Below are 19,910 nucleotides of genomic sequence, written 5' to 3' on the forward strand. Positions count from 1 at the left end.
GTTAAGGTGTGGCCATGGTGTCCGGTAGAGTGCATGTTGTTATGCGGGCACGATCATGGCTAAGTGTTTGAAAGACATGTCGTTCGGGTATGATAATAGTTATCAGCAATATCAATTGCTATACGGGTACTGACGTCCGAATGTACACAATTATGCAAGAAAAACAAGGGCATGGATAAATCAATAGAGCTTGCTGCTTTGATTAGGTGCTTGGGTGACACTGATGATCCGATGAATCAACTTGTACGCTTTCATTCGCTGACCGAACTATATCTGGACGCCCTAATCTCTCGCAGTCAATCGGCTAGCTCTGATATGCCGAGAAATGGTTTTGTTTCTTATTCAAGAAAGCTTAAGGTGGTTGAAAAAAACGTGTTAATTAGCCCATTTTTGTGCGAGTCCTTGAAAGCGTTGACCGCGATACGAAATGAGCTTTCACATAACCCGTTCGCATATGTGTCTGATGAAACATTAAACAATATTGTGAGACCCTTCCCGGAGCGAGTTCGTAGAGTGAGAAATGCTCTTCCGGATGAAAAGTTAAGCCCTAGGCAGATGGCAATGGTTGTCTTTATTGAACTGACTACGTATTTATGGGGTAAAGACGAGCATGCAGAGATGTTCGCAAACTACAGTGTATAACAATGTGTTCAAATCGTTCACTATCGCTCATTGGGATGCTTCGCCGCGTTGCGGCTCGCCACCCTTAATGGCTACTACGTTCTGCCGAAGAAATTATACTGCTCGACGATTACGAGCTAGGCTGTAAATGAGAATGAGTTAAGATCCAGGAATGTCACGAATGAATCTACTAACCAGAATATTTCGATTTCTTATTGGTGGCAAGCAATTTTCACCTAAAACTTCTGTCAAGGAAAGTGCCGGGCTAAGTCACAAGAAAAGCCATTTCGAGCTTTCAAATGGCTGGCTCACCCTGATAGACCCGGATTTTTTCGGCAAAACATACCTGTCCCCCAACCAGAAATTGTGCGTTGCTTGTAGTGATTACGATGGTGCCGGTACTGGCGGTTTTCGAGAAAAGGGTTATGGCCGGGTTATCTTGTTCGATTGTCTTGCCGACAAGATTATTCACGAATTGTCCCATATTGCTCGTCCAGTAGACTCGGCGGTTGCAGATAATGGGGCATACATCGTTCATGATTCTGGTTTTGGGTCGGAACTTCAGGGTGATTTAATTGCAGTGGGGCGTGATGGATGTGAAATCTATCGCAGGCATTACACTTCCAATATTCACAATATTGGTCTATCGAATTGTGGTCGTTATGCTGCTGTTCAAACATGTAATGCTCCAGGCGAGGATGGTAACCATCTTGAAGTTCTGGATTTAAATAGGCGATGTTCTATTTTTTTCGTACAGCCGGTAACCGGTTGGGCTGATAAATATATATTTGAAGTGGACGCAGATGGGGAGTTGGAGGCTTTCTTTGTCGAGCATGAACAGCTTGGTACATTCAGGTATGCTCGTGACGGAATGTTTCTCGATGTTGAGCAGTTTCTGGATGCTCAACTTCAAAAAGGAAATTTCAGCACAAAGATTTCAGCGGCACGCGAACTACTCAAGAAAGATCCGACACCGGCCAATGCTAAGAAGGCTTTGAACGCCGCTGATGCGGCTCTCGCAGAGGGAGCTGGGGAACGATCCGACTGGGGGGCCATTGCACACCGTGTTCGTGGCGAGGCCTACGACTTGCTTAGTCACTTCCCTGAGGCCCTTAATGCCTATGAAAAAGCTTTGGCTCTAAACAGCAAGGTTGGGGTACAGAAGAGAGCTGCTGCACTTCGGAAAAAATTAGACGCTAGTGGGGCCGTTTAAGGGGGCAGATCATACCGCTGGATGATATGGGCAACCATACATAACGGCTATGCGGGCGCTGAGAGTTCATGAGTTCAACACCGTCACCTTGAAAAGTCTAGACATCCTCAAGCAGAACCAGATGTACGAAAAACATTTCGGCAATGCTGGAAATAATTTCCTCGAAGCATGCCGCAGAATTGTTTCGACCGAAGCATCATCAAGACTTGGATGTCTGCTGGAAGCCCTCTTTGCTGAGAGCAATGTGCCGCTCCTTCTGGCAATCAATGCTACTTAGATATAGGAATTATCGTAATGATATTGGTGACAAATCCATTTTGGCTCAAGCGCAGGGAAAGCCTTCTGGAAATTATCACTAGGTGTTAGGCAAGAATTTCTTGAGTATATTATTCCCTCCCGGAATGGCCACTCAGGGCAGATGCCGTGGAGGACCGCATGGGCCGAGAGGCGAGCGCACTCCAATGTTCAAGTAAGAGGTTACTTCCGATTACTGATACTGCCGATCGCAATATGGAAAGGGCCCTGTAGTGACAGGGCCCTTTCTTCGAGCAAAGCAAGATTCCGTGCTTTGACTATCGGAAGTTGCAAACTTTGGCTACAAAATTTCAACCTTTCCGATTTCTGACACCTGACATCAATCCCAGCTCAACGCCCCGCCAGTCTGATACTCGGTGACGCGAGTCTCGAAGAAGTTCTTCTCCTTCTTCAAGTCGATCATCTCGCTCATCCACGGGAAGGGGTTGTTCACGCCCGGGAACAGCGGGTCCAGGCCAATCTGCTGCATGCGGCGGTTGGCGATGAAGCGCAGGTATTCCTTGAACATGCTGGCGTTCAGGCCCAGCACGCCGCGCGGCATGGTGTCCTCGGCGTAGGCGTATTCCAGCTCCACGGCTTGCTTGAACAGCTCAACGATCTCGGCCTTGAAGCTGTCGGTCCACAGCAGCGGGTTTTCCAGCTTGATGGTGTTGATCAGGTCGATGCCGAAATTGCAGTGCATGGACTCGTCGCGCAGGATGTACTGGTACTGTTCGGCGGCGCCGGTCATCTTGTTCTGGCGGCCCAGGGCCAGGATCTGCACGAAGCCGACGTAGAAGAACAGGCCTTCCATGATGCAGGCGAACACGATCAGGGACTTGAGCAGTTTCTGGTCGTTTTCGATGGTGCCGGTCTTGAATTCCGGGTTGCACAGCACGTCGATGAACGGGATCAGGAATTCGTCCTTGTCGCGGATGGACTTCACTTCGTGATAGGCGTTGAACACTTCGCCTTCGTCCAGGCCCAGGCTTTCCACGATGTACTGGTAGGCGTGGGTGTGGATGGCTTCGTCAAAGGCCTGGCGCAGCAGGAACTGGCGGCATTCCGGGCTGGTGATCTGGCGGTAGGTGCCCAGCACGATGTTGTTGGCGGCCAGGGAGTCTGCGGTGACGAAGAAGCCCAGGTTGCGCTTGACGACGCGCATTTCGTCTTCGGTCAGTTGGCCGGTTTTCCATTGTTCGATGTCGCGCTGCATGTTCACTTCCTGCGGCATCCAGTGGTTGGCGCACTGCGCCAGGTACTTTTCCCAAGCCCATTTGTGCTTGAACGGTACCAGCTGGTTGACGTCGGTTGTGCCGTTGATCACCTTCTTGTCCACCACGTTTACGCGGCCGCTGCCATGGGCGTCCATGGCGGAGGGGGCGGCGGACGGGGCGGGGACGGCGTCTTCGAAATTCAGCATGGGTGCTCCTGATTCTTGGTTTTGCCGCGCGGACGCGGCGGTTGCTTATGCGGATTTTACGGCTTTTTCCGGTTGCGGGGCCTGGGCCTGCATGGCTTGGGCCGGCTGCAGCTGGCTTTGCCGGGTGATTTCAATGCTGCCGGGCGCGGACGGCGCATCGTCCGGCGGGGCGGCCTGCACGCTGAGGGTGTGGGCGCCGGCGTCGGCCACCAGGGGCCTGCGGCCGCTCACGCTCTTGCGCAGCAGGTAATAGGCGGTGGTGCTCATGGCGTCTCCCGCGGCTAAAAGCGCAGTTGCTGGGCCAGTTGGCGGATCAGCCTGCGTTCACAGGCCTCTTCTTGCTCCACTTGCTCCTGCAGCCGCCGACGCTGGATGCGCAGCGTCTGCAGCTGGCGGTATTGCTGATTGGCCACGGCCAGGTCTTCCTTCAATTCTTCGATTTCCTGCTGCAGCTCTTCCGGCTGGCAGTACACCACCAGGGTGTCGCCTTCTATCCAGGCCTTGCGCCACAGCTGGGCGCGGGGCAGGCGGCGGGATTCGCTGAAAAAGTCTTTCCACTCGTTGGGCGGCGCGGCGCTCAGGTGCAGGTACATGTTGAACAGCAGGAACTGCTTGTCCGGGTTGTGCGATTTTTCTTCGCAAAATCCGGTAATGCCGATGTTTTCAAATGTCTGCATCTGACCCTCCCATGGCGCTGCCTGTTGCCGTGCCCGCCGGACCCGGCCGGCACGTTTCGCGTCAGCCGGCTTCGACTGGCGGCTGTGACGATGGCTGGGCCATCGTCTGCTGTTCCGGCGCGGTGTCGTATTGCACCACGCCGTAAATCTTCCATTGGCCGGCCGTCCGTTTCAGGTGGTAGCCGGTGCGGTAGCGCCAGGGCGGCTGGCCGTTGCGCTCCACGGTCCAGATCAGGGTGGCGCAGGCGGCGTCGTTGCCCATCGGCAGCACGCCTTCCACTTGGTGCGCCGCGCCGGCGAAGCCCTGGGCGCGGTACCACTCCAGCAGGGCCGAGGTGGTGGCGCGCAACGAGTACATGTCCTGCCAGCAGGCCAGGTCGCCATGGTGGATGGTGGTGAAGGGCACGGCGAAGTGCGATATCACGGCATCCACATCCAGCTGCGAATAGCCTTCTCGGTACTGCGCGAAAAATGCTTCCAGGCTCATTGCGGGGCTTTCGTCTCGTCATTGCGTCGGGGCATTGCATTTTTCCAGTCCGCCGCTATCCGCGCGGGGCCGGGGCTTGCATCCCGAAACCGCCTGGAGGCCAAGCGGCTTGAGGATGGGGAGGCTTGCGCCTCCCGGTTTGGCTTAACCTCGCGAGAGGTTTCGCCCATTCGGTGGAACGCCCCTTGCGGGGTGTTCCACCCTACGAAATCCGCCTTACTGGCAGGATTCGCAATCGGGGTTGTCGATGCTGCAGAACTTGGCGTCGGTGGCCGGGGTGTTGTCCACCGCGGCTGCCGGCGCGGATTGCGCCTGGCTGGACACGGCGTTCAGCTCGCCGCCGCGGCCGGTGGACTTCTCGGCGCTGGTGGCGGCCAGGGTGCGCAGGTAGTAGGTGGTCTTCAGGCCGCGCAGCCAGGCGTGCTTGTACAGCTCGTCCAGTTTCTTGCCGGAAGCGCCGGCCATGTACAGGTTCAGCGACTGCGCCTGGTCGATCCACTTCTGGCGGCGGGAGGCCGCTTCCACCAGCCATTTCGGGTCCACTTCGAAGGCGGTGGCGTAGATGGCTTTCAGTTCGGCCGGCACGCGGTCGATCTGGCCCAGGCTGCCGTCGAAGTATTTCAGGTCGGCCACCATCACTTCATCCCACAGGCCGGCGGCTTTCAGATCGCGCACCAGGTATTCGTTGGTGACGGTGAATTCGCCGGACAGGTTGGATTTCACGAACAGGTTCTGGTAGGTCGGCTCGATGCTCGCGGACACGCCGATGATGTTGGCGATGGTCGCGGTCGGGGCGATGGCCAGGCAGTTGCTGTTGCGCATGCCGTGCTGCTTGATGCGGTCGCGCAGCTTGTTCCAGTCCATGCGCTCGGTGCGGTCCACTTCCAGGTAGCCGCCGCGCTCGGCCGCCAGCAGGTTGATGCTGTCGTGCGGCAGCACGCCGCGGTCCCACAGGCTGCCGCTGTACGACGGGTAGCGGCCGCGCTCTTCGGCCAGCTCGGTGGAGGCCAGGTAGGCGAAGTAAGCGACCATTTCCATGGATTCGTCGGCGAATTCCACAGCGGCGTTGGAGCCGTACGGCACACGCTTGATGTGCAGGCAGTCCTGGAAGCCCATGATGCCCATGCCCACCGGACGGTGCTTCAGGTTGGAGTTGCGCGCCTTCTTCACCGGGTAGAAGTTGATGTCGATCACGTTGTCCAGCATGCGCAGCGCGGTGCGGATGGTGCGCTGCAGCTTGTCGGCGTCCAGGCTGCCGTCTTCCTTCAGGTGCGCGGACAGATTCACGGAACCCAGGTTGCAGACGGCGATTTCGTCGTCATTGGTGTTCAGCGTGATCTCGGTGCACAGGTTGGAGCTGTGAACCACGCCCATGTGCTGCTGCGGGCTGCGGATGTTGCACGGGTCCTTGAAGGTGACCCACGGGTGGCCGGTTTCGAACAGCATGGTCAGCATCTTGCGCCACAGGCTCAGGGCCGGAATGCGCTTGTGCACCTTCAGCTCGCCGCGCGCGCCCTTGGCTTCGTAGGCGGTGTAGGCCTTTTCGAATGCCTGGCCGTACAGGTCGTGCAGGTCCGGAGTTTCGGACGGGGAGAACAGGCTCCACTCGCCGCCTTCCATCACGCGCTTCATGAACAGGTCCGGAATCCAGTTGGCGGTGTTCATGTCGTGGGTGCGGCGGCGGTCGTCGCCGGTGTTCTTGCGCAGCTCGAGGAATTCCTCGATGTCGGCGTGCCAGGTTTCCAGGTAGGCGCAGACGGCGCCCTTGCGCTTGCCGCCCTGGTTCACGGCGACGGCGGTGTCGTTCACCACTTTCAGGAACGGCACCACGCCTTGCGATTTGCCGTTGGTGCCCTTGATGTGCGAGCCCATGGCGCGCACCGGGGTCCAGTCGTTGCCCAGGCCGCCGGCGAACTTCGACAGCAGCGCGTTTTCCTTGATGCCTTCGTAGATGCCATCCAGATCATCCGCGATGGTGGTCAGGTAGCAGCTGGACAACTGGCTGCGGCGGGTGCCGGAGTTGAACAGCGTCGGGGTGGACGACATGAAGTCGAAGCTGGACAGCACGTTGTAGAACTCGATGGCGCGGTCTTCGCGGTGCACTTCGTTCAGCGCCAGGCCCATGGCGACGCGCATGTAGAAAGCCTGCGGCATTTCGATGCGGGTGCCGTCCACGTGCAGGAAGTAGCGGTCGTACAGGGTTTGCAGGCCCAGGTAGCCGAATTGCAGGTCGCGTTCGGCGTCCAGCGCCGCGCCCAGCTTTTTCAGGTCGTATTCGGCCAGCTTTTCGTCCAGCAGCTCGGCGGCGATGCCCTTCTTGATGTAGTCGGCGAAGTAGGGCGCGTATTGCTTGCCCATTTCGTCCTGGCTCACGGCTTCGCCCAGGATTTCCAGGCGGATGTTGCCCATCAGCAGGCGCGCGGTCACGTAATCGTAGGCCGGATCCAGCTCGATCATCGAGCGGGCGGCCAGGATGGCGGACTTGCCCACTTCTTCTTCCGGCACGCCGTCGTAGATGTTCTTCAGGGTTTCGGCCAGGATGGCGTCCACGTCGATGCCGGCCAGGTTCTTGCTGGCGGCTTCGATGTTGGCGCGCAGGCGGGCCACGTCCAGCGGCAGCTTGCGGCCGTCCTTGCGCAGCACGTTGATTTGCACGCTGGTCAGCGCTTCGCCGCGGGCGGCGCGCTCTTGCGAGCGTTGTTCGCGGTACAGCACGTAGGCGCGGGCCACGTCGTGCTCGCCAAAGCGCATCAGCGACAGTTCAACCTGGTCCTGGATGTCTTCGATGTGGATGGCGCCGCCTTCGGGCTTGCGGCGCATCAGCGCGTTGACCACCTGTTCGGTCAGCTGGGCCACCTTGTCGCGGATGCTGGCGGAGGTGGCGCCTTGATGTCCCATCACCGCCAGGAAGGCCTTGGTCATGGCGATGGAGATCTTGACGGGCTCGAACGGCACCACCGCGCCATTGCGTCGGATGGTTTTGTACAGGCTGAAGTCGGCTTGCGGCGCTGCTGCGCGGCCGAGTTCCGCGGCGGTTTGCCCTTCAAAGGTGGTCAGTTGCATGTATCCCTCGATAAAGAGAAGTTTACGTCCGGCTGCGCTGCGTTCTTGAGGACAGGTCAGCTTGTGGACAATTCTGTTGAAAAGCTGTGTGCGGGCTGTGGGTAAACACAAGATGTACCGTCAGCACCGTCAAATCTGCCCAAATTCTAGTGGTGGGGGGGATGTAGTTCAAGTCTTGACTTTGGCCGGGAATCTGGCCGCGGGGAGGAAAGCCGCGCCGTTATTGGCTTTGCGGGGCGGGAAAATTTTTGGCGGATAAAATGGCGCGCGGATGCGGCTGTCAGAAAATTGCAGGAAACGCTGGATACGCTAGCAGCTGTTGCCCATGATTGGACGGCCACAAGATGTTGTAGACATGCACTGTTGCGTGGCCGCTACGACCATGGCGTGAAAGTTGCGGGCGCGGCGATGCCGGCGCGAGACGGCATGCCGGGCTTGTGGTGGGAGGCTGGCTTTCTTCCGGCGCTGCGCGGAGGAGCTGTTGTCCAAGTTGCTGGATGGCCTGATGAGCTGGCGAATGGCAGGCTCCCGGCGGCGCGCCGGCGCCTTGGGAGGTGTCTGGTCAGCGGCATGGAAGAGGGGAGCATCGTTCTTGATGCCGGCGGTACGGTTGCGCGTGACCCCGCTCGCGGGCCTGCGTTGATGGCGCGGGCCTGGAATGGATCCATTTAACGTGGCAATGAGCGGCGGGGTAGCCGCCGCTCTGGATTGCCAAACATCCTGATAAGGAATGGCTGAGTTTGCGCAAGGGATTGAAATAACTTCGCCGGCCATTGAAATATGCTTGAGGCTGGTTATTGCCAGTCAAGCAACGGGCGGCGTTTTCCGCGGGTAATGCGGTTATGGCGGCGCAGCAACACGCCGAGGCGTTTCCTGTTCGGAAATCATCACTCCCTTGGTATTGCTTGAACACCTTGCCGGCAAAGGCCGCGCGATATTATTTCGCGCCTGCGGCTTCCTCTTCGGCGACAGTCTTGAACAGCGCGACTTCCACCACCTGGAATTCCCAGTGCTGGTTGTTGCCGTTGTGATCGGTATACAGAATGATGGGATTGCCCAGTTCCACCACGGCGCCCTGGTTATCCACCACCATGCCGTTTCCGCTATTGATGATGGTTTGCGGCTTTTTCACCCAATCCCAAGTCTGGCTTTTCTTGCCGAACTGATAATTGGTGACGGTAAGCTGCGCGCCTTGCGTCTGGGGTGTGGCGTCCAGAACCAGTTGTTCCGACGAGGCGAGGCGAATCAAGCCGGTGAAGGGGTCCAGGGTCCAGCGGGTGCGGGTGGTGCCGCCTCTTTCATACTTGGCCAGCACGACTTTGCCGCCATTGGTGTCATCGACGACGCCGATGCAGTAGCGGTTGTCTTGGGTGGAACGGAGAACGTAGCGTTGTTCCATGATGGACTCCTCGAGTAATGAGCATGTGCCCATAGCAAGGATAGTTAATGTTCATGCTTTATCTATATGAGTAATTGCTTAAGTTTAAATGCTTAATTCGGGTGTAATTGGCTTCTTGTTTGTGCGTTTTACTTACGCCCAAGGTTGTGATTTGGTATGTTGAATTAAATATCTCAATTTTATTTTTATTGAGAGGCTTATTTAATACTGATTGGTTGAATGATGCGAGCTGATGAGCAATAGCTCGCTCAGTTGGGTGGTGTATCGGGGCGACCGCACGTCCTGGCGCATTTCCCAATTGGGCGTCAGCGCCTCCGACGCCAGTTTGACGCAACCGTGGCCGTAGGTTTGGTTGATCGAGTCCAGCGTCCGCATCAGCCGCTGCCGGCGCGGATCTGGCGCGGCGGCGAACAAGTCGGCCTGCCGCCGCTCGCGCGGGGACAGCTCCATCAGCACCACGCCGGCTTTCTGATAGCGCAGGCCGCGGCGGTAGACGGCGCGCAGGCCTGCCAGCGCGGCGGCGGCCAGCGCCATGGTGTCGTCGCTGGGGTGGATCAGCGGCACGATGGTGTAGCCGTGGTAGGGATCGTCGCCGAAAGGACTGGTGCGCACGCTGACGCCGACCAGCCGCGCCGCGCTGCCTTGTTCGCGCAGCTTTTCGCCGGCGCGGGCGATGTGATGGCTGACAGCGGCAGTGAGCACGGCGAGGTCGGCGGTTTTTTCGCCGAAAGAGCGGCTGGATATGATCTGCTGGCGCGGCTGCGCCGCGTCTTCCAGGCTGAGGCAGCTGGCGCCGTTCAGCTCCGCCGCCGTGCGTTCCAGCGTCACGCTGAAATTCCGCTGCAGCCAGCGCGGGTCGGCGCGTTTCAGCTTCAGGGCAGTATCTATATGTTTGTCGATCAGCTTGGCCGCCAACCTGCGGCCGACGCCCCAGACCTTGCCGACCGGCAGCCGCGCCATCAGCGCGTCGGTTTCGGCCGGGGAGAGCCAGCTCCAGTCGAATACGCCATTGTCCCAGCCCTCTACGCGCTTGGAAACGTGGTTGGCCAGCTTGGCCAGCGTTTTGCTGGGGCCGATGCCGACGCTGACCGGAATGCCGATGCGGCGCCATACGTCTTCCCGCATCCGCCGGGCCAGCGCATCGGTGTCGGACATGCCGGCCAGATCCAGAAAACACTCGTCAATCGAATAGACCTCCTGGCTGGGGGCATGCTGGGCCAGTATCGCCATCATGCGCCGGCTCATGTCGCCGTACAGCGCGTAATTGCTGGAAAACACCGTGACGCCGTATTTCCGGCACAGGCCGGCGATTTCGAAGTAAGGGCCGAACATCTGGAAGCCCAATGCCTTGGCTTCGGCGCTGGCGGCCACCACGCAGCCGTCGTTATTGCTCAACACCACGATGGGCTTGTCCGCCAGGTCGGGCCGGAACACCCTCTCGCAGCTGGCGTAGAAATTATTGCCGTCCACCAGGGCGAAAACGCTCACTTCAGCTTCCTCACGCAGGCGGTCACCACGCCCCAGATCTGCAACTCCTGGCCATCCGCGGGCTCAATGGCAGGGTAGGCGGGGTTGGCGGCGAGCAGCAGGCACCGGCTTTCCTTGCGGTGCAGCCGCTTGACGGTGAACTCGCCATCCATCACGGCGATCACGATATCGCCATGCCGGGGCGGCAGGCCTTTGTCGACCACCAGTATGTCGTTGTCCAGGATGCCGGCGTCGCGCATCGAGTCGCCCCGAACCCGTACCATGAAGGTGGCCAGCGGGTCGGCCACCAGGTAGTCGTGCAGGTTGATGGCGTTATCCATGTGGTCGCTGGCCGGAGACGGAAACCCGGCGCGCACCGGGTGCCCGGCCATGGGGATGGCGGCTGGCTGGCGATGGATGGTCGGCATGCTGGAAATGTCCATGGCGCTTTTTTGAAATTGTACAAATTCAAATTACTATAGGCGCCGCCCGTTTGCCAAGCGGAATTCGATGAGCGGCGACTTTATGCGCTCGCGGTTTGAGCTTGCATGGCGAGGTGGTCTATCCCGAATGACGGGCGCGCGGCGGCGGCTCGTATCGGATGCCGGGACGTGTCGTAAAATGTAGAAAGCTGGTTCACATGCTTAGGCTGGGAGCGCTGCGCAAGCATTTGATTTTTAATGAATCGATGGAGCGCTGCTTTGCTGAGGCTTAACTCTGGATGATTGTTTCAAGTCATTGATAATCATATGAAAAGCATAACGATATGCACTTACAACATCCACAAGGGCATGTCCCCGCTGAACCGGCATGTGAAGGTGGGCGGCATGGCCGAGGCTTTGGCGGATTTGTCGCCGGACATGCTGTTTCTGCAGGAGGTGCAGGGCAAGAACCTGGAGCGGGCTTTGCGCCACCAGATCTGGCCTGTCCAGCCGCAGCACCACTATTTGGCAGGCAGACTGGCGCATCGCGCGGTGTACGGGCTGAACGCCAGCTATCGGCACGGCCATCATGGCAATGCCTTGCTGACTCGTTTTCATGTCCGCGAGTGGTGCAACCGCGATATCTCGGTCAATCGTTTCGAGAGCCGCGGCGTGCTGCAGTGCCTGTTGCAGCCGGATGGCTGGCCGCAGCCGGTGGTGGCGTTGTGCGGCCATTTCAATCTGCTGGCCTTCGACCGGCGCAGGCAATATCGCGGGCTGGCCGATTACGTGCGGCAGGGGATAGCGGATCATCTGCCGCTGATCCTGGCTGGGGACTTCAATGACTGGCGCGGCGAGGCCAGCGCGCTGCTGCGGCAGGAGCTGGGCCTGGAGGAGGCGTTTTTGACGCTGCATGGCCGCCATGCGCAAAGTTTTCCGGCGCGGATGCCGATGCTGGCGCTGGACCGCATCTATGTGCGCGGTTTGAAGGTGGAGTCGGCCAGGGTGTTGGGCGGCCGGCCGTGGTCCGGCTTGTCTGACCATTTGCCGCTGTGCGCGGAGATCCGGCCGTTGTAGCAACAACTATAACCAAGAGAAATATGGAAATTCCTTGCAATTATATTGCAAAGAATTTTTCGCAATAACGAGACGATTGCTTATATTTTTTCAAAAGGGTGTTGACGCTAAGCGAAAAAAGATGTTCAATCTCAATCAAATTTATCGCCGATTTGAACACAGCTTGCGGGCGTAAAACAGCTAAAGCGTGGGTAGACAGACCCAGCAACACCTAAACCTGTCTACATAAGTCTCCCGGAATATTCCGAAGATTTCCACAGCAAAGCCCGCCGCAGCAATCGGTGGGCTTTATGCTTTGGGAGTGTTTGGAATGATTCATCTGCAAAATGTCCGTAAACGGTTCCGTCGCCCCGAGGGCGGCTGGTTCGATGCCGTCGCGGAAACCTCATTGACCATCAAGGCCGGCGAAGTCTTCGGCCTGATCGGTTTCTCCGGAGCCGGCAAATCCACTTTGCTGCGCCTGATCAATCTGCTGGAGCGCCCTGACGCCGGCGCGGTGATCGTCGACGGCCAGGATTTGACCAGCCTGTCTCCCAAGGAGCTGCGCGCGGCTCGCCAAAACATCGGCATGGTGTTCCAGCAATTCAATCTGCTGGCCAACCGCACCGTGGCCGGCAATGTCGCCTTCCCGCTGGAGATCGCCGGCTGGAGCAAGGCGGATGTCGAGAAGCGCGTCGCCGAGTGTCTGGCCGTGGTCGGCCTGGAAGATCGCGCCAATCATTATCCGGCCCAGCTGTCCGGCGGCCAGAAGCAGCGCGTCGGCATCGCCCGCGCCCTGGCTCCGCGTCCGCATGTGATCCTGGCCGACGAGCCCACCTCGGCGCTGGACCCGAAAACCACTCAATCCATTCTGGACTGCCTGCAGGACATCAACACGCGCTTCGGCGTCACCGTAGTGATCGTCACCCATGAAATGAACGTGGTGCGCAGCATCTGCCATCGCGCCGCCGTGCTGGACCAAGGGCGCGTGGTGGAGGTGGTCGATGTGAACAATCGCGAAGTGGAGGCCGATTCCGATCTGGCCCGTTCGCTGCTGGAGGCCGCGTAAATGGATGCCGCAACTCTGAACGAAGCGCTGCAGAACCTGCAGTCCATGGGGCCGGAAATCTGGCAGGCCATTCTGGAGACCGGCGTGATGCTGGGTGTGGGCCTGGCCGCCGCCATTCTGCTTGGCGGCCCGTTGGGCGTGATCCTGTATCTGTCCCAGCCCGGCCAGATGTTCGCCAACCGCACCGTCAACGGCGTGCTGAGCTGGCTGGTGAACCTGGTGCGCTCCTTCCCCTTCATCATTCTGATGGTGGTGCTGATTCCGCTGACCCGCGCGCTGGTGGGCAGCACCATCGGCCCGGTGGCCGCGTCGGTGCCGCTGTCCTTCGCCGCCATTCCGTACTTCGCCCGCCTGGTGGAGCAGACGCTGCGCGAGATTCCGCGCGGCGTGGTGGAGGCCGCCGAGGCGATGGGCGCCAGCCCGGCCCAGATCATTTTCAAGGTGCTGGTGAACGAGGCCCGCTCCGGCCTGATCTCCAGCCTCACCATCCTGACCATCAGCTTCCTCAGCTACACCGCGGTGGCGGGGGTGGTGGGCGGCGGCGGCATCGGCGACCTCGCTATCCGCTACGGCTACTACCGCTTCCAGACCGACGTGATGGTGGCCATGGTGCTGCTGCTGGTGGTGCTGGTGCAAATCATCCAGCTGCTGGGCAACCGCCTGGCGGCAAAACTCGACAAGCGCTGATTTCAAAATTTAAAGGAGAGAATAATGCGTAGATTCGTGATCAAGGCAGTTGCCGCATCCATCGTGGGCCTGGCGCTGTCCGGCCAGGTTCTGGCTGCCGACCCGGCCAAGAAGCAGATCGTCATCGGCACCACCGTCGGCGACTTCGGCGACATGGTCAAACAGTCGATCAAGCCCCAGCTGGAAAAGCAGGGCTACACCGTGAAGCTGGTGGAGTTCACCGACTATGTCCGCCCGAACCTGGCGCTGCAGGAAGGCTCGCTGGACGTGAACGTGTTCCAGCACAAGCCCTATCTCGACAACTTCGCCAAAGAGCACAAGCTGTCGCTGAAAGAGGCGTTCCAGGTGCCGACCGCGCCGCTGGGCATCTACCCGGGCAAGCTGAAGTCGCTGAAGGATGTGAAGCCGGGCGTGACCATCGCCGCGCCTAACGATCCGTCCAACTTCGCCCGCGCGCTGGTGATGCTGAGCGATCTGGGCTGGGTGAAGCTGAAGCCGGGCATCAATCCGCTGACCGCTTCCGAGCGCGACATCGCCGACAACGTGAAGAAAGTGAAGATCGTGCCGCTGGAAGCCGCCCAGCTGCCGCGCTCCCGCAGCGACGTGGACTTCGCCGTGATCAACGGCAACTACGCCACCAGTTCCGGCATCAAGCTGACCGACGCCGTCTTCCAGGAGAAGAGCTACGCCTACGTGAACTGGGGCGTGGTGCGCGCGGCGGACGCCGGCAAGCCCTGGGCCAAGGACGTGGTCGCCGCCTACAATTCGCCGGCGTTCAAGTCCTACACCAAACAGAAGTTCGCCGGCTACAAGCTGCCGCAGAACTGGAACTGAGTTTTTCTTGTAACACTCCTGGCTACAAGACTTGCGGAGGGCTTCGGCCCTCCTTTTTTATGCCCGTCGCGAAGGCGCGCATCCCGATGCCTCATATATGCCCGACGCCGCGCCGCTTGCGGCCCGCCGCGCTTGCGCCGCAGGCATGGGTCATGCCTTTCGTGGTAGAATGGAAAGATTGTCACATCCGTCGGCCAGCGCCGGTGCGGGCGCGAAATCGCACATGCGAAGCGCGCCGCCGCGGCGCTGGCCGGATCATCCTTACGAATCAAGATACTTATGACCGATAACCTGTTCGCCAAGGAAACGCTTCCCATCAGCCTCGAAGAGGAGATGCGCCGTTCTTACCTGGATTACGCGATGAGCGTGATCGTGGGCCGGGCGCTGCCGGACGTGCGCGATGGCCTGAAGCCGGTGCACCGCCGCGTGCTGTTCGCGATGCACGAGCTGTCCAATGACTGGAACCGCGCCTATAAGAAATCGGCCCGTATCGTTGGCGATGTGATCGGTAAATACCACCCGCACGGCGACACCGCCGTGTACGACACCATCGTGCGCCTGGCGCAGGACTTCTCCCTGCGCTACCCGTTGGTGGACGGCCAGGGCAACTTCGGCTCGGTGGACGGCGACAACGCCGCCGCGATGCGTTACACCGAAATCCGCATGGCGCGCATCGCGCACGAGCTCCTGGCCGACATCGAAAAAGAAACCGTGGATTTCGGCCCCAACTACGACGGCTCCGAACATGAGCCGCTGATCCTGCCGGCCAAAGTCCCCAATCTGCTGGTCAACGGCTCGTCCGGCATCGCCGTGGGCATGGCCACCAACATCCCGCCGCACAACCTGAACGAGGTGGTGGACGCCTGCCTGGCGCTGCTGGCCAACAGCGATCTGACCATCGACGAGCTGATCGACATCATCCCGGCGCCGGACTTCCCGACCGCCGGCATCATTTACGGCACCGCCGGCGTCAAAGAAGGCTACCGCACCGGACGCGGCCGCGTGATCATGCGCGCGCGCACCCATACCGAGCCGATCGGCAAGGGCGACCGCGAAGCGATCATCGTCGACGAGATTCCGTACCAGGTGAACAAGGCCCGTCTGCTGGAGCGCATCAGCGAACTGGTGCGCGACAAGCAGATCGAGGGCATCTCCGACCTGCGCGACGAGTCGGACAAGTCCGGCATGCGCGTGGTGATCGAGCTCAAGCGCGGCGAAATGCCGGAAGTGGTGCTCAACCACCTGTACAAGATGACCCAGCTGCAGGACAGCTTCGGCATGAACATGGTGGCGCTGGTCGACGGCCAGCCGCGCCTGCTGAACCTGAAGCAGATCCTGGAAGAGTTCCTGCGCCACCGCCGCGAGGTGGTCACCCGCCGCACCATCTTCGAACTGAAGAAGGCGCGCGAACGCGGCCACGTGCTGGAAGGCCTGGCCGTCGCGCTGTCCAACGTCGACGAGATCATCGCGCTGATCAAGGCGTCCGAAGCGCCGCCGCAAGCCAAGGCCTCGCTGATGGCGCGCGCCTGGCGCTCCTCGCTGGTGGAGGACATGCTGTCCCGCGTCGAGGGCGACAAGGCGCGTCCGGAGAACATCGACCCGTCCTTCGGCATGAAGGACGACGGCTACCACCTGTCAGACACCCAGGCCCAGGCCATCCTGGACATGCGCCTGCAGCGCCTGACCGGCCTGGAGCAGGACAAGATCGTCGGCGAATACCGCGAGATCATGGACGTGATCCAGGACCTGCTGGACATCCTGGCCCGCCCGGAGCGCATCAGCCAGATCATCAGCGAAGAGCTGAACGCCATTCGCGCCCAGTTCGGCGACGCGCGCCGCTCGGAAATCGAGCCGTACGGCGGCGACATCAATATCGAAGACCTGATCACCCCGCAGGACATGGTGGTGACCATCTCGCATACCGGCTACATCAAGGCGCAGCCGATCGACGACTACAGCTCGCAGCGCCGGGGCGGCCGCGGCAAGCAGGCGGCGGCCACGAAGGACGACGACTTCATCGAGACGCTGTTCGTCGCCAACACCCACGACTACGTGCTGTGCTTCTCCAGCCGCGGCCGCTGCTACTGGCGCAAGGTGTACGACCTGCCGCAGGGCGGCCGCCAGAGCCGCGGCAAGCCCATGGTCAATGTGTTGCCGCTGGAAGACGGCGAGAAGATCAACGCGCTGCTGCCGGTCAAGGAATTCCGCGACGATCAGTACGTGTTCATGGCCACTGCCGACGGCACGGTGAAGAAGACGCCGCTGCGCGCCTTCTCCAAGCCGCGCGCGGCCGGCATCATCGCCATCAATCTGGATGAGGGCAACTACCTGGTGGGCGTGGCGCTGACCTGCGGCAAGAGCGTGGCGGGCCAGGGCGATGACGAAGATGACGTGGTGTCCGAGGACGAAACCATCATCGAAGGCGAGCTGATTGAAGACGCCCAATCTGTCGAGGGCGATCAGGTGATGCTGTTCTCCGACGCCGGCAAGTCGGTGCGCTTCAGCGAAAGCCAGGTGCGTCCGATGGGCCGCACTTCCCGCGGCGTGCGCGGCATGAAGCTGGGCGAAGGCCAGAAGCTGATTTCCCTGCTGGTGACCAACTCCGAAGACCAGATGGTGTTGACCGCCAGCGACGGCGGCTACGGCAAGCGCACCTGCGTCGGCGATTTCCGCCGCACCAGCCGCGGCACCCAGGGCGTGATCGCCATGGACCTGACCGACAAGACCGGCTTCAAGCTGGTGGCGGCCAGCCTGGTGGAGGAAACCGACGACATCATGCTGATCACCACCGGCGGCGTGCTGATCCGCACCAAGGTGGCGGAAGTGCGCGAAACCGGCCGCTCGGCCCAGGGCGTGCGCCTGATCAATCTGGACGAGGGCGAGAAGCTGATCGGTCTGGAGATCGTGGCCGAATCCGAAGCCGAGTGCGTGGAAGGCGAGAGCGAAGTTGACGGCGACGCCGCGCCGGAGCAGGGCGAGGCGTGATGATTCCGACACCGGCCAATCCCCGGGTGTTGGAGATGATGAGCCAGCTCTTCGTCTCCTTCCCGCACTGCGCGACCCTGGGTTTCGAATACGTCGGCACCGATGGGCGCAAGCCCACGCTGAAGCTGGCGTGGCGCGAGGACTTGGTCGGCAATCCGGCCACCGGCATCCTGCACGGAGGGGTGATCACCTCGCTGGTGGACACCTGCAGCGCCATCGCCGTCACCGCGCAGCTGGCGGAGGTGGAAACCATCGCCACGCTGGATCTGCGCATCGACTATCTGAAGTCCGCGACGCCGGGCAAGGCCATCCACTGCACCGCCGAGTGCTACCGGCTGGCCAGCCAGATCGCCTTCACCCGCGCGGTGTGCTATCACGACGATCCGGCCGACCCGATCGCGCACGGCGTGGCCACTTTCATGCGCGAGTCCAGCCGTACGCCGATGGTGCAGGAGGGTGGGCAATGAGCGAATTCATGCAACGCTTCGCCGGGCTGCGCGACCGCAAGGCCTACGCGGAGGTCGTGGACGCGCTGCCCTACGTCAAATTGATGGGCACGTTGATGGCCGAGGACGAGCGGGGCGAGCTGCGATTCGAGCTGCCGTTCCTCCCGCGCAACGTCGGCAACACCACGTTGCCGGCGCTGCACGGCGGCCTGATCGGCGGCTTCATGGAAAGCGCGGCGATGATACATCTGATGTGGAACCGCGAGTCGCTGGAAGCGCCGAAGATCGTGGACTTTTCGTTGGACTATCTGCGTCCCGGCCGGCCGCAGACGCTGTTCGCCCAGTGCGAGATCACCAAGCAGGGCAAGCGGGTGGCCCATGTGCTGATCGAAGCCTGGCAGGACGACCGCTCCAAGCCGGTGGCGGTGGCGCGGGCCCATTTCCTGCTGACCAATTGAACAGTTTGTTTGTACTGTCCGCAGACAAACCGGCGCATCCCTGGCGGGAGACGCCGGTTTTTTTATACACTCGTAGCAACGCAGCCCGGAGCAGGCTGACCCGACACACGCAAAGAAACAGAGGATAGACATGGCCAAGGTGTACAACTTTTCCGCCGGTCCCGCCGTATTGCCGCACCAGGTGCTGGCCGAGGCGCAAAGCGAGTTGCTGGATTGGCACGGCTCCGGCATGAGCGTGATGGAGATGAGCCATCGCGGCAAGGAGTTCATGGAGATCATCCATGACGCCGAACAGGATCTGCGCCAGTTGATGGGCATTCCGGCCGGTTACAAGGTACTGTTCCTGCAGGGCGGCGCGTCGCTGCAGTTCGCGATGGCGCCGTTGAACCTGCTGGGCGACAAGGACAGCATCGACATCGTCAATACCGGCCACTGGTCCAAGCTGGCCATCAAGGAGGCGAAGCGCTACGCCAAGGTGAATGTGGCGGCCAGCAGCGAGGACCGCAACTTCTGTTACATCCCGGAAGAGGCAAGCTGGCAGCGCGACCCGAACGCCGCCTACCTGCATTACACCTCCAACGAGACCATCGGCGGCCTGCAGTTTCCGTACATCCCGGCCGAGCAGCATGGCGTGCCGCTGGTCTGCGACATGTCGTCCGATTTCCTGTCGCGTGAGATCGACGTCAGCCGCTTCGGCATGATCTATGCCGGCGCGCAGAAAAACATCGGGCCGTCAGGCCTGACCGTGCTGGTGATCCGCGAGGACTTGCTGGGCAAGGCGCGCGCCGATATCCCGACCATGCTCAACTATCAGGTCCACGCCGATGCCGACTCGATGTACAACACGCCGGGCACTTACCCGATCTACATCGCCGGCCTGGTGTTCAAGTGGTTGAAGGAGCAGGGCGGGGTCAAGGGAATCGCGACCCGCAACGAGGAAAAAGCCGGCTTGCTGTACCACGTGATCGACAGCAGCGGCGGTTTCTACTCCACCCATATCGAGCAACCGTTCCGCTCCAAGATGAACGTGGTGTTCAAGCTGAAGGACGAGGCGCTGGACGAGATCTTCCTGTTGGAGGCGCGCAAGAATGGCCTGGCGCAGCTGAAGGGCCACCGCGCGGTGGGCGGCATGCGCGCGTCGATCTACAACGCGATGCCGATCGAGGGTGTGAAGTCGCTGGTCAACTTCATGCAGGATTTCGCGCGGCAATACGGCTGATCCGGCGCGGCCGAGGACGGGAGCGCTGGCTTGGCCGGGCTCCCGTTTTTTGCGCCTTAAAGAGGGGAGTCGGCTGGCCCCATTGCGAAT

19 protein-coding genes are annotated in these 19,910 nt (G+C 60.4%); 11 read left to right on the plus strand and 8 right to left on the minus strand.

The genetic code is table 11. From position 1 onward, the window contains the following. Positions 1-171: 171 nt before the first annotated feature. The 3 genes from VL52_RS24460 to VL52_RS24985 all read left to right on the plus strand — a co-directional run bounded on the left by VL52_RS24460 (position 172) and on the right by VL52_RS24985 (position 2,111). Positions 172-642, plus strand: a complete 471-nt coding sequence (locus VL52_RS24460; RefSeq protein ID WP_144410185.1) for a hypothetical protein — start codon at positions 172-174, stop codon at positions 640-642. Between the two features lie 160 nt (positions 643-802). Then, positions 803-1,834, plus strand: a complete 1,032-nt coding sequence (locus VL52_RS23825; RefSeq protein WP_082113672.1) for a tetratricopeptide repeat protein — start codon at positions 803-805, stop codon at positions 1,832-1,834. A gap of 121 nt (positions 1,835-1,955) precedes the next feature. Beyond that, positions 1,956-2,111 (plus strand): hypothetical protein, encoded by a 156-nt coding sequence (locus VL52_RS24985; protein WP_160298925.1) that lies wholly within the window; start codon positions 1,956-1,958, stop codon positions 2,109-2,111. Between the two features lie 357 nt (positions 2,112-2,468). Here VL52_RS24985 and VL52_RS07355 read toward each other — a convergent pair whose 3' ends face one another. The 8 genes from VL52_RS07355 to VL52_RS07390 all read right to left on the minus strand — a co-directional run bounded on the left by VL52_RS07355 (position 2,469) and on the right by VL52_RS07390 (position 11,087). Further along, entirely contained in the window at positions 2,469-3,551 is a 1,083-nt protein-coding gene (locus VL52_RS07355) for a ribonucleotide-diphosphate reductase subunit beta (protein ID WP_046156439.1), read from the minus strand. A 45-nt stretch (positions 3,552-3,596) separates the two neighbouring features. Next, positions 3,597-3,818 carry a hypothetical protein gene (locus VL52_RS25660; RefSeq protein ID WP_046156440.1) on the minus strand — a complete coding sequence of 74 codons (222 nt, stop codon included), beginning with the start codon at positions 3,816-3,818 and terminating at the stop codon, positions 3,597-3,599. A 14-nt stretch (positions 3,819-3,832) separates the two neighbouring features. Next, the gene (locus VL52_RS07365) at positions 3,833-4,228 is read right to left on the minus strand and encodes a hypothetical protein (protein ID WP_046156441.1); all 396 of its coding nucleotides are present in this window, start codon (positions 4,226-4,228) and stop codon (positions 3,833-3,835) included. A 61-nt stretch (positions 4,229-4,289) separates the two neighbouring features. Further along, the gene (locus VL52_RS07370; protein ID WP_046156442.1) at positions 4,290-4,715 is read right to left on the minus strand and encodes a DUF6841 family protein; all 426 of its coding nucleotides are present in this window, start codon (positions 4,713-4,715) and stop codon (positions 4,290-4,292) included. Between the two features lie 216 nt (positions 4,716-4,931). After that, the gene (locus tag VL52_RS07375) at positions 4,932-7,778 is read right to left on the minus strand and encodes a ribonucleoside-diphosphate reductase subunit alpha (RefSeq protein WP_046156443.1); all 2,847 of its coding nucleotides are present in this window, start codon (positions 7,776-7,778) and stop codon (positions 4,932-4,934) included. A 937-nt stretch (positions 7,779-8,715) separates the two neighbouring features. Beyond that, complete coding sequence (locus VL52_RS07380; RefSeq protein WP_046156444.1) at positions 8,716-9,177, minus strand: ricin-type beta-trefoil lectin domain protein; 462 nt, start codon at positions 9,175-9,177, stop codon at positions 8,716-8,718. 201 nt (positions 9,178-9,378) lie between these two features. Next, positions 9,379-10,665: a Y-family DNA polymerase gene (locus VL52_RS07385; RefSeq protein ID WP_046156445.1), complete on the minus strand. Its 1,287-nt coding sequence runs from the start codon at positions 10,663-10,665 to the stop codon at positions 9,379-9,381. Next, positions 10,662-11,087, minus strand: a complete 426-nt coding sequence (locus VL52_RS07390) for a LexA family protein (RefSeq protein ID WP_082107194.1) — start codon at positions 11,085-11,087, stop codon at positions 10,662-10,664. The genes VL52_RS07385 and VL52_RS07390 overlap by 4 nt, the downstream gene beginning before the upstream one ends. 306 nt (positions 11,088-11,393) lie before the next feature. On the opposite strand from VL52_RS07390, the gene VL52_RS07395 reads away from it, so the two are divergent. From VL52_RS07395 to serC, 8 genes are all read left to right on the plus strand, one after another. Further along, the gene (locus VL52_RS07395; RefSeq protein ID WP_021476761.1) at positions 11,394-12,143 is read left to right on the plus strand and encodes an endonuclease/exonuclease/phosphatase family protein; all 750 of its coding nucleotides are present in this window, start codon (positions 11,394-11,396) and stop codon (positions 12,141-12,143) included. Between the two features lie 310 nt (positions 12,144-12,453). Beyond that, a complete protein-coding gene (locus tag VL52_RS07400) occupies positions 12,454-13,191 on the plus strand; it encodes a methionine ABC transporter ATP-binding protein (protein WP_046156446.1) in 738 nt (245 codons plus the stop codon). Continuing rightward, positions 13,192-13,878, plus strand: a complete 687-nt coding sequence (locus VL52_RS07405) for a methionine ABC transporter permease (RefSeq protein ID WP_021476763.1) — start codon at positions 13,192-13,194, stop codon at positions 13,876-13,878. It abuts the gene before it with no gap. A 24-nt stretch (positions 13,879-13,902) separates the two neighbouring features. Then, a complete protein-coding gene (locus VL52_RS07410) occupies positions 13,903-14,712 on the plus strand; it encodes a MetQ/NlpA family ABC transporter substrate-binding protein (RefSeq protein WP_046156447.1) in 810 nt (269 codons plus the stop codon). Positions 14,713-14,991: 279 nt separating this feature from the next. Further along, a complete protein-coding gene (gene gyrA / locus VL52_RS07415) occupies positions 14,992-17,697 on the plus strand; it encodes a DNA gyrase subunit A (protein ID WP_046156448.1) in 2,706 nt (901 codons plus the stop codon). Next, the gene (locus VL52_RS07420; RefSeq protein ID WP_021476766.1) at positions 17,697-18,164 is read left to right on the plus strand and encodes a PaaI family thioesterase; all 468 of its coding nucleotides are present in this window, start codon (positions 17,697-17,699) and stop codon (positions 18,162-18,164) included. The genes gyrA and VL52_RS07420 overlap by 1 nt, the downstream gene beginning before the upstream one ends. Next, positions 18,161-18,601 carry a PaaI family thioesterase gene (locus VL52_RS07425; protein ID WP_046156449.1) on the plus strand — a complete coding sequence of 147 codons (441 nt, stop codon included), beginning with the start codon at positions 18,161-18,163 and terminating at the stop codon, positions 18,599-18,601. Before VL52_RS07420 ends, VL52_RS07425 begins: the two co-directional genes overlap by 4 nt. A gap of 130 nt (positions 18,602-18,731) precedes the next feature. After that, entirely contained in the window at positions 18,732-19,820 is a 1,089-nt protein-coding gene (gene serC, locus VL52_RS07430; protein WP_046156450.1) for a 3-phosphoserine/phosphohydroxythreonine transaminase, read from the plus strand. Positions 19,821-19,910: the final 90 nt, after the last annotated feature.

The sequence above is a fragment of the Chromobacterium vaccinii genome, assembly GCF_000971335.1.
Lineage (GTDB): Bacteria > Pseudomonadota > Gammaproteobacteria > Burkholderiales > Chromobacteriaceae > Chromobacterium > Chromobacterium vaccinii.

What these genes read in the sequence shown, in the direction of transcription:
- VL52_RS07380 (WP_046156444.1), bottom strand. Translation starts at nt 9,177, where the DNA reads ATGGAACAACGCTACGTTCTCCGTTCCACCCAAGACAACCGCTACTGC.
- VL52_RS24985 (WP_160298925.1), top strand. Translation starts at nt 1,956, where the DNA reads ATGTACGAAAAACATTTCGGCAATGCTGGAAATAATTTCCTCGAAGCA.
- VL52_RS07420 (WP_021476766.1), top strand. Translation starts at nt 17,697, where the DNA reads ATGATTCCGACACCGGCCAATCCCCGGGTGTTGGAGATGATGAGCCAG.
- VL52_RS07390 (WP_082107194.1), bottom strand. Translation starts at nt 11,087, where the DNA reads ATGGACATTTCCAGCATGCCGACCATCCATCGCCAGCCAGCCGCCATC.
- VL52_RS07365 (WP_046156441.1), bottom strand. Translation starts at nt 4,228, where the DNA reads ATGCAGACATTTGAAAACATCGGCATTACCGGATTTTGCGAAGAAAAA.
- VL52_RS07395 (WP_021476761.1), top strand. Translation starts at nt 11,394, where the DNA reads ATGAAAAGCATAACGATATGCACTTACAACATCCACAAGGGCATGTCC.
- VL52_RS07405 (WP_021476763.1), top strand. Translation starts at nt 13,192, where the DNA reads ATGGATGCCGCAACTCTGAACGAAGCGCTGCAGAACCTGCAGTCCATG.
- VL52_RS24460 (WP_144410185.1), top strand. Translation starts at nt 172, where the DNA reads ATGGATAAATCAATAGAGCTTGCTGCTTTGATTAGGTGCTTGGGTGAC.
- VL52_RS07355 (WP_046156439.1), bottom strand. Translation starts at nt 3,551, where the DNA reads ATGCTGAATTTCGAAGACGCCGTCCCCGCCCCGTCCGCCGCCCCCTCC.
- VL52_RS23825 (WP_082113672.1), top strand. Translation starts at nt 803, where the DNA reads ATGAATCTACTAACCAGAATATTTCGATTTCTTATTGGTGGCAAGCAA.
- VL52_RS07375 (WP_046156443.1), bottom strand. Translation starts at nt 7,778, where the DNA reads ATGCAACTGACCACCTTTGAAGGGCAAACCGCCGCGGAACTCGGCCGC.
- VL52_RS07370 (WP_046156442.1), bottom strand. Translation starts at nt 4,715, where the DNA reads ATGAGCCTGGAAGCATTTTTCGCGCAGTACCGAGAAGGCTATTCGCAG.
- VL52_RS25660 (WP_046156440.1), bottom strand. Translation starts at nt 3,818, where the DNA reads ATGAGCACCACCGCCTATTACCTGCTGCGCAAGAGCGTGAGCGGCCGC.
- VL52_RS07425 (WP_046156449.1), top strand. Translation starts at nt 18,161, where the DNA reads ATGAGCGAATTCATGCAACGCTTCGCCGGGCTGCGCGACCGCAAGGCC.
- serC (WP_046156450.1), top strand. Translation starts at nt 18,732, where the DNA reads ATGGCCAAGGTGTACAACTTTTCCGCCGGTCCCGCCGTATTGCCGCAC.
- gyrA (WP_046156448.1), top strand. Translation starts at nt 14,992, where the DNA reads ATGACCGATAACCTGTTCGCCAAGGAAACGCTTCCCATCAGCCTCGAA.
- VL52_RS07410 (WP_046156447.1), top strand. Translation starts at nt 13,903, where the DNA reads ATGCGTAGATTCGTGATCAAGGCAGTTGCCGCATCCATCGTGGGCCTG.
- VL52_RS07400 (WP_046156446.1), top strand. Translation starts at nt 12,454, where the DNA reads ATGATTCATCTGCAAAATGTCCGTAAACGGTTCCGTCGCCCCGAGGGC.